The sequence below is a fragment of the Streptomyces scabichelini genome (genome assembly GCF_011045015.1).
GTDB classification, from domain to species: domain Bacteria; phylum Actinomycetota; class Actinomycetes; order Streptomycetales; family Streptomycetaceae; genus Streptomyces; species Streptomyces scabichelini.
This window is the reverse complement of the sequence record NZ_JAAKZY010000342.1, coordinates 1-7261: the sequence shown is the minus strand read 5'-3', so window position 1 is coordinate 7261 and position 7261 is coordinate 1. Positions and strand designations below refer to the sequence as shown.

Here is a 7261-nt window from a genome sequence, read left to right as displayed (position 1 = left end):
ATGTCAGTGCGGTCAAGGGCCTCGTCGAGCGGTTCTTCGAGGCCCGCAAGATGATGTCCCGCATGGCCCAGGGCGGCGGCATGCCGGGTATGCCCGGGATGCCGGGCTCGGGCGCGGGCGGCGTTCGCCGACGGTGACCAGGACATCGGCGGTGAGGTGTGTCTCCTGACCGTCCAGGACATGGCGCAGGCGTACGCCCTCGGTGGTTGTCGAGGTCACGCTGCCCATCGCGACGATGCGCAAGGGCGCACCGGTGAGCCGGTTCATCAGCTGGGTGCGGTTCTCCGGCGACAGACCCGTCGCGAACCCGGTGCCGGGGGTGATGACGGTGACCTCCCGGGCACCGGCCGCCAGCGCGCTCTCGACGGCGCTGATGCCCTGCCACCAGCCGAAGCCGTCGTCGAGGACGACGACGCCTGCCGCGTCGGGGACGACATCCGCATACCGGTGCAGGAACTCCGTACTTGTGAGGGTCGGCAGCTCGCCCGGCACGGGGACGGACGCTTCCTCGGCGCCGGTGGCGAGCACGACCTGGGCGTACGCCGCCAGATCGTCCTCCCCCGGGGAGGTCCCGAGCGACACGCGCACCCCGAGGTCGGTGAGCTGGTCGCGCTGGTAGTTCACGAACTTCTGCCAGCCGGAGCGGTGCGGGGCGAGGGAGGCGATGCGGGCCTGTCCGCCCGCATGCCCGGCCGTGTCGAAGACGGTCACCTCGGCGCCGGACCGGGCGAGAGCCATCGCGCACTCCATGCCGGCGGGGCCCGCCCCCACAACGGCGACAGGGCGGTCCCGGCTGCCCGGCCGGGTGAGCAGCAGCGGTACGGCCGGGCGGGTGGCCGCGCCCGGCGGGCCCAGCTCGGGGTTCACCGCGCACGACCCCGTGGGCTCGAAGGTCCGGCAGCCCTCGTTGCAGCCCGTGCAGGGGCGTACGGATCGCTCGTCACCCGCGATCACCTTGCGGGCGAAGTCCGGGTCGGCGATGAACGGGCGGGCCATGCCGACCAGGTCGGCCCCGGAATCCAGCGCCCGCTCGATGTCGGCGACCGTCCGGAAGCCCTGGCTGACCAGGAGCGGCAGTGCGACTGCCGGGCGAAGCCGGGCCACGGACTCCAGCAGCGGTGGCCGGGTGGTGGCCATGCCGGGGACGTAGGTGTTGCGGACACCGGTGGTGACGTTGACGTACGCGAAGGGCGAGGCGGCGCACAGGCGCGGAAGCAGCTCTATCAGGTCGTCCAGGCCGAGTCCGGAGTCCTCGCCGGGCTCCACCGACACCCGTACGCCGATGGGGAGTTCACCGATCTCGCTTCGGATCGCGTCGATCACCTGGGCGAGCAGGGCGATCCGGTCGCCGTACTCGTCGTCGCGGGTGTTGTTGACCCGGGACAGGAACTGGGCGAGCAGATAGCCGTGGCCGGCGTGCAGTTCCACGCCGTGAAAGCCGGCCTGCACACTGTTCGCCGCCGAGACACGGAAGGCGTCGACGACGCCGCGTACCTCTTCGGTGCTCAGCGGATGGGGCGCGGTCGCCTCACGGGGCGAGCGGACGGCCGCGGCGGAGACCGGCGCATAGTAGGTGCCGGCGCCCAGGGTCTCCCGGCCGAGGTGGACGAGCTGCGCGACGGCCACGGCTCCCCCGTCGGTGATGGCCTCGGCGCGGCGGCGTACCGCGTCCTTGATCTCGGGGCGCCACGCTTCGGTCAGATACCGCTGCGGCAGAGTCGACTCGGGGGCCACGGCGGTACCTCCGGTGATCACCATCCCGGCGCCGCCCTGGGCCAGCCGTCTCCAGTAGGCCGCGTCGGTCTCGGTGGGGGCGCCGTCGGTGACGGCTGCGGTGGCGTGGGCGGTGGCGACAAGACGGTTGCGGAGGGTGAGACCGCCGAGCGTGAACGGCGCGGCGAGGGCGGGCCCGGTGCGTGGCGTCATGCGTCTTTCTTCGTCTCCTCTGACTGCCTGCTCTCCTTGCCTGTTCAGGCAGCGGACCGTGTGGAGAGACCGATGAGTTCGGCGAGTCGGGCCCGGTGCCGGTCCGCGGTGCCGAACAGCACTTCGCTGCCGCGTGCGCGGCGTACGTACAGATGCGCCGGGTGCTCCCAGGTGAAGCCGATGCCGCCGTGCAGTTGGACGTACTCGGCCGTCGCCAGCCGGAAGGTCTCGGAGCAGACCACAGCGGCGGCGCTCGCTGCCACCGGCAGTTGCGGCGAGCCGACGGCGGCGCAGGCACTCGCGTACGCGGACGCCGAGCGCGCCGCCTCCAGCGCGACCAGCACATCGGCCAGCCGGTGCTTGACGGCCTGGAAGGAACCGATGGGGCGCCCGAACTGGTGGCGCTGTGCGGTGAATTCCACCGTGGCGTCCAGCGCGTGCCCGCTGCCGCCGACCTGTTCGGCCGCCAGCGCGGCCCGCCCGGTGTCGAGCGTCGCCGAGACCGTGTCGCCGGTGATTTCCGCCGTGCCCACGGCAGTGGCCGGCGCTCCTCGGAACTCCACCAGCGCCTGGCGGCGCGTCTCGTCCAGGACGCGGCGCGCGGTCCGCGGGCAGGTGTCCGGGGTCGGTTCGCACGCGAACAGCCGGGCGCCGGCGGGCGTTTGGGCCCGTACCAGGATGAGATCCGCTCCGGCCCCGTCGAGCACGAAGTCCGCCTGACCGCGCAGCACCCAGCCGGAGCCGCCCTGCTCGGCGGTCACGCCGTGCTCGCCGGGTCCTTCAGGCCCTTCGGGCTCTCCGGCGTCGAATCCGGCCACGGTCGCGGTGAGCGTGCCGTCCGCGATCCGCGGCAGATAGCGCTCGCATGCCTCCCGGTCGCCGCTGTGCAGCAGGGCGTGGGCGGCGAGTGCCACCGTGGGCAACAGGGGCGCGCAGTACAGGGCACGTCCGGATTCCTCCAGGGCCACGGCCAGTTCGGCGAACGTGAAGCCCGACCCGCCGTACTCCTCCGGCACGGCCAGTCCGTGGACACCGATCTCGCCGGCGAGTCGTGTCCAGAGCACTTCGTCGTATCCACGCGGGGTGGCCAGATGCTTGCGGACGTCCTCGGGACCGCTCGCCTCCGTGTAGAAGTCCCGCAGAACAGTGCGAAGTTGCCGCTGTTCGTCGGTTTCGGACAGCAGCTGGGGGTCGATCTCGGGGTGGCGAGGGTGCATGGGGTCTCCATCGTGCTCGTGTGCTGGAGAACGGCATCAAGACAGGAACTCTGAGCTCACACTATGACCTAAGAACTGAACTCAATTCATGAACATAGGCATCGCTGTCCGGACCGGGCAAGACCCGTGCACGTGTCGATTCAGGCCCCGTCAGTTCCCGACAAGGCGGGGTGGACCGGAAACCGCTCAGACAGTGATCAGGCAGTGAACCGGCCGCCGTTGGCGAGCAGCACCGCGCCGACCAGGTTCGCCGCGGCATCACTGGCCAGGAAGAGGGCAATGTCGGCGATCTCCTCGGGTGTCGCGTACGGGCGCACCCGCGGGTCGGCGAATCCGGCACGCAGCACCTCCGGGGTGCGCGCCGCCATCCCTGTCTCCGTCGGTCCCGGAGCCACCACGTTCACGCGGACCCCGGACGCGATGACCTCCTTGGCCACGGCCTGACTCAGCGCATGCACACCCGCCTTGGAGGCGGCGTAATGGGGATAGCCGACCGGGGTGTCGAAGGCCGACGACGAGCCGATCACCACGATCGCCCCGGCCCCGACGGGCCGCATGGCCCGCACGCCGGCGCGCAGCACATGGAAGGTACCGTCCAGGTTCACCCGCATGACGCGCCGCCAGGACGCGTCGTCGAGGGAATCGGTCACTTCGACCGGCCGCCCCTCGACCACCGCGTCCGCGATGCGCCGCTTGGCCTCGGGGTCGTCGACTCCGGCCGCGTGCACCAGGACGTCGAGCTGCCCGTACCAGTGCAGTACGTCCTGGACGGCGCCGTCGACGCCCGCCGCGTCCGCCACGTCGAGGGTGACCGGCCGCGCGACCGGCAGTTCCTTGGCGACGGCCGCGGCGCCATCGCTGTTCACATCCGCCAGGACGACGGCCCGCGCCCCTTCCGCGGACAACTGCCGGGCGACCGCCGCGCCCATGCCGGAGCCGGCGCCCGTCACCATCGCGACCTTGCCCGTGAACCTGTCCGCCTGACCGTCTCCGCGCATCAAACCGATCACTCCTTGACTGAACGCCGCACATGGACTTCACCGCACGCCGCATATTGAACCGACTTCACCTCTGTTACCGTGGCGGCCACGGGGCTGACAAGACGTGGGACGGTGAAGATGAGGGCACTGCGGCTTACCGCGTGGGGGAAGCCTCCGACGCCGATCGAGGTCGAGCAACCTGTCCCCCACGGCCCCGAGGTGCTGGTGCGGGTGGATGCCGCCGGGCTCTGCCACTCCGATCTGCACGTCGTCGACGCGGCTCAGGGAGCGCTCCCCTACCGGCTTCCGTTCACCCTCGGCCATGAGGTCGCCGGGTGGGCCGCGGCCCTTGGGCCCGACGCCAAGGGGGTGGCGGTCGGTGAACGGGTGGTGCTGTACGGACCGTGGGGCTGCGGCGCCTGTGACCGTTGCACCGCGGGCCGGGACAACTACTGCGACCGGCGTGACACCCTCGCCTGGCACGGAGTGGGACTGGGCCGGGACGGCGGCATGGCCGAGTATGTGCTCGTTCCGTCCGCCCGCCATCTGGTGCCGATCGGCGACCTGCCGGCCGATCAGGCGGCGCCGCTCACCGACGCGGGCCTGACGTCGTACCACGCCGTGGCCGGCCTCCGGCCGGCACTCCAGGAGGGCACCACCACCGCCGTCATCGGTATCGGCGGGCTCGGCCACCTGGCCGTACAGATCCTCCGCGCGACCACCGCGACCCGCGTGCTGGCGGTCGACACCCGGGAGGACGCCCTCGCTCTCGCGGACCGCTCGGGCGCGGACTTCGGCACGCTGGTACGGCCGGACACCGGGCGTGTTCTGAAGGCGCGGACCGGTGGCGCGGGAGTGGACGCCGTGCTCGACTTCGTCGGCACCGCGCAGACGCTGGAACTCGCGACCGGCATCCTGCGCGCGGGCGGTGAAGTGGCCGTCGTGGGCAGCGGAGGCGGTCACCTCACCGTCTCCAAACCCGGCGTTCTCCCGCCGGGATTCAGGCTCTCACTGCCCTTCTGGGGCACCCGCCCCGAACTCGCCGAGGTCGTGGCGCTGGCACGCTCGGGGGCGATCCACGTCGAGACGGAGCGGTTCCCGCTGTCCGCCGCACCGGAGGCGATCGACCGGCTCCGTCGGGGCCGAATGCGAGGGCGGGCCGTGCTCGTCCCCGACTGACCGGCCATGGCAACGCCTGCAAACGCCTACAGAAGGGAAGCTCGGGATGCGCTTCGACGGAAAAGTAGCGATCGTCACCGGCGGGGCTCGGGGCATGGGTGTCTCACATGTACGCGGGCTGGCCGCGGAAGGCGCCCGGGTCGCCGTCTGCGACGTGCTGGACGACGAGGGAAAGGCCCTGGCCGAGGAACTTCCCCACGCTCAGTACTGCCACCTAGATGTCACCGGCGAAGAGGAGTGGCAGTCCGTCGTCCGCACCGTCGAGGACTCCTTGGGCCCCGTGGACGTCCTGGTCAACAACGCGGGGATCATTCACTTCGGCGGCGTGGAAGAGCAGTCGCCCGCACACTTCCGCCGGATTCTCGACGTCAACGTGGTGGGTACCTTCCTCGGCATGCACACCGTGCTCCCCGGCATGCGCGGCCGCGGTCGCGGAGCCGTCGTCAACATCTCCTCGGCCGCCGGGCTCATGGGGTTCGCGGACGGCATCGGTTACGTGGCGAGCAAGTGGGGCATCCGGGGAATGACCAAGGCCGCCGCGCTGGACATGGCGGGCACCGGGGTGCGCATCAACTCCGTACATCCGGGAGTCATCCGTACGCCCATGGGCGAGAGCGCCGCTCCCGAACTGTTCGCCCAGCAGCCGGTACCGCGCATCGGTGAACCCGAGGAGGTCACCCGCATGGTGCTCTTCCTGGCGAGCGACGAGGCCTCCTACACCACGGGGGGCGAGTTCCTGGTCGACGGCGGCCAGACCATCGGTCACGCCGGTCACGCCGGCGACGCGCACACGGCAGCGGAACGCGGGTGAGGTCCAGAGCCGGGTCCGGCCACACGTCCCGGCGAGGCGCGAGAAGGATCGGCCGCGAGGTCTGGCCGATCGCCTACCCACGCGGCGAGGTCCGCGCGTCGGACTTCCGCGTCGTCGAAGTCGAGGTGCGGCAACCGCGGCCGGGCGAGGTGCTGGTGCGGAACACCTGGACCTCCGTCGACGCCGCTCTCCGGCTGCGGCTCAGGGAGACGGCGCCGGCGGGATACTTCCCGGCCTTCCCTCTCGAAGGACCGATGGACGGAATCATGACCGTCGGAGAGATCGTCGAGTCCCGCGCCGACGGCTTCGCCCCCGGCGACACGGTCTGGCACGCATCGGGCTGGCGCGACTACGCGGTCGTCGAGGCGGAGCAGCAGGCGCTCGGCGGTGTCGGCACGCTCACGAAACTCGACGTACACGCTGCGCCTCCACAGACCTACCTCGGTGCGCTCGGCGCCAATGGACTCACCGCGTACGCCGGCCTCCTCCACGCCGCGGCCCTGCGCGAGGGCGACGTCGTATGGGTCTCCGCCGCGGCCGGCGCCGTCGGCAGCCTCGCCGCGCAGATGGCGAAGATCCGCGGGCATCGTGTCATCGGCAGTGCCGGTTCCGACGAGAAGGTGCGCTACCTCCTGGACGAGCTCGGCCTGGACGCCGCGTTCAACTACAGGCGCGGCACGCTCCCCGAACTCCTGCGCCAGGCGGCTCCGGACGGCATAGACGTGTACTTCGACAACGTCGGCGGCGACCATCTCGAGACCGCCCTCGGAGCACTGCGGAGGTCCGGCCGCGTCGCGATCTGCGGCATGATCTCGGAGTACGCGGCTGAGGAGTCGTCACACGGACCCGGAAACCTCATGTTGGCGGTGACCAAGGGCCTGACGATTCGCGGCTTCCGAGGCAGCGACCACACCCGCTTACTGCCCGAGATGCAACGGCACGTGGGCGCGTGGGTCCGCGAGGGCCGCATCCGCTGCCGCGAAACGATCACCGACGGGCTGCCGCAGGCGCCGGTGGCGCTGGCGGGACTGCTGCGGGGCGACAACACCGGTAAGACACTGGTGCGGATCGACGGCGTCACGCACCTCAACTGAACTGAAATAAGTCCAACGATGCCACGGGGCGGTGGCCCGGCCGTGCGGCCGGGC

The 7261-nt window shown here is 71.3% G+C and carries 5 protein-coding genes and 1 pseudogene; 3 read left to right on the top strand and 3 right to left on the bottom strand.

Translation table 11 applies throughout. The annotated features are described in order from the left end of the window. Nucleotides 1–168 precede the first annotated feature (168 nt). The 3 genes and pseudogenes from G5C60_RS48490 to G5C60_RS48480 form a co-directional block, all read right to left on the bottom strand. Nucleotides 169–1926, bottom strand: a pseudogene (locus G5C60_RS48490) (oxidoreductase); the annotation flags it as partial. Nucleotides 1927–1970: 44 nt separating this feature from the next. Then, the gene (locus G5C60_RS48485; protein ID WP_165270333.1) at nucleotides 1971–3143 is read right to left on the bottom strand and encodes an acyl-CoA dehydrogenase family protein; all 1173 of its coding nucleotides are present in this window, start codon (nucleotides 3141–3143) and stop codon (nucleotides 1971–1973) included. A gap of 197 nt (nucleotides 3144–3340) precedes the next feature. Continuing rightward, a complete protein-coding gene (locus G5C60_RS48480) occupies nucleotides 3341–4141 on the bottom strand; it encodes an SDR family NAD(P)-dependent oxidoreductase (RefSeq protein WP_165270331.1) in 801 nt (266 codons plus the stop codon). Between the two features lie 120 nt (nucleotides 4142–4261). Here G5C60_RS48480 and G5C60_RS48475 point away from each other — a divergent pair, with 120 nt between their 5' ends. The 3 genes from G5C60_RS48475 to G5C60_RS53885 are packed head-to-tail and all read left to right on the top strand — an operon-like array spanning nucleotide 4262 to nucleotide 7207. Next, nucleotides 4262–5302, top strand: a complete 1041-nt coding sequence (locus G5C60_RS48475) for an NAD(P)-dependent alcohol dehydrogenase (RefSeq protein WP_165270329.1) — start codon at nucleotides 4262–4264, stop codon at nucleotides 5300–5302. 46 nt (nucleotides 5303–5348) lie between these two features. Continuing rightward, the gene (locus tag G5C60_RS48470; RefSeq protein WP_165270327.1) at nucleotides 5349–6113 is read left to right on the top strand and encodes an SDR family oxidoreductase; all 765 of its coding nucleotides are present in this window, start codon (nucleotides 5349–5351) and stop codon (nucleotides 6111–6113) included. Continuing rightward, nucleotides 6110–7207 (top strand): NADP-dependent oxidoreductase, encoded by a 1098-nt coding sequence (locus tag G5C60_RS53885; protein ID WP_338146141.1) that lies wholly within the window; start codon nucleotides 6110–6112, stop codon nucleotides 7205–7207. Before G5C60_RS48470 ends, G5C60_RS53885 begins: the two co-directional genes overlap by 4 nt. Nucleotides 7208–7261: the final 54 nt, after the last annotated feature.

Coding starts and splice junctions, on each gene's coding strand:
- G5C60_RS48485 (WP_165270333.1), bottom strand. CDS start 3,143: ATGCACCCTCGCCACCCCGAGATCGACCCCCAGCTGCTGTCCGAAACC.
- G5C60_RS48480 (WP_165270331.1), bottom strand. CDS start 4,141: ATGCGCGGAGACGGTCAGGCGGACAGGTTCACGGGCAAGGTCGCGATG.
- G5C60_RS48475 (WP_165270329.1), top strand. CDS start 4,262: ATGAGGGCACTGCGGCTTACCGCGTGGGGGAAGCCTCCGACGCCGATC.
- G5C60_RS48470 (WP_165270327.1), top strand. CDS start 5,349: ATGCGCTTCGACGGAAAAGTAGCGATCGTCACCGGCGGGGCTCGGGGC.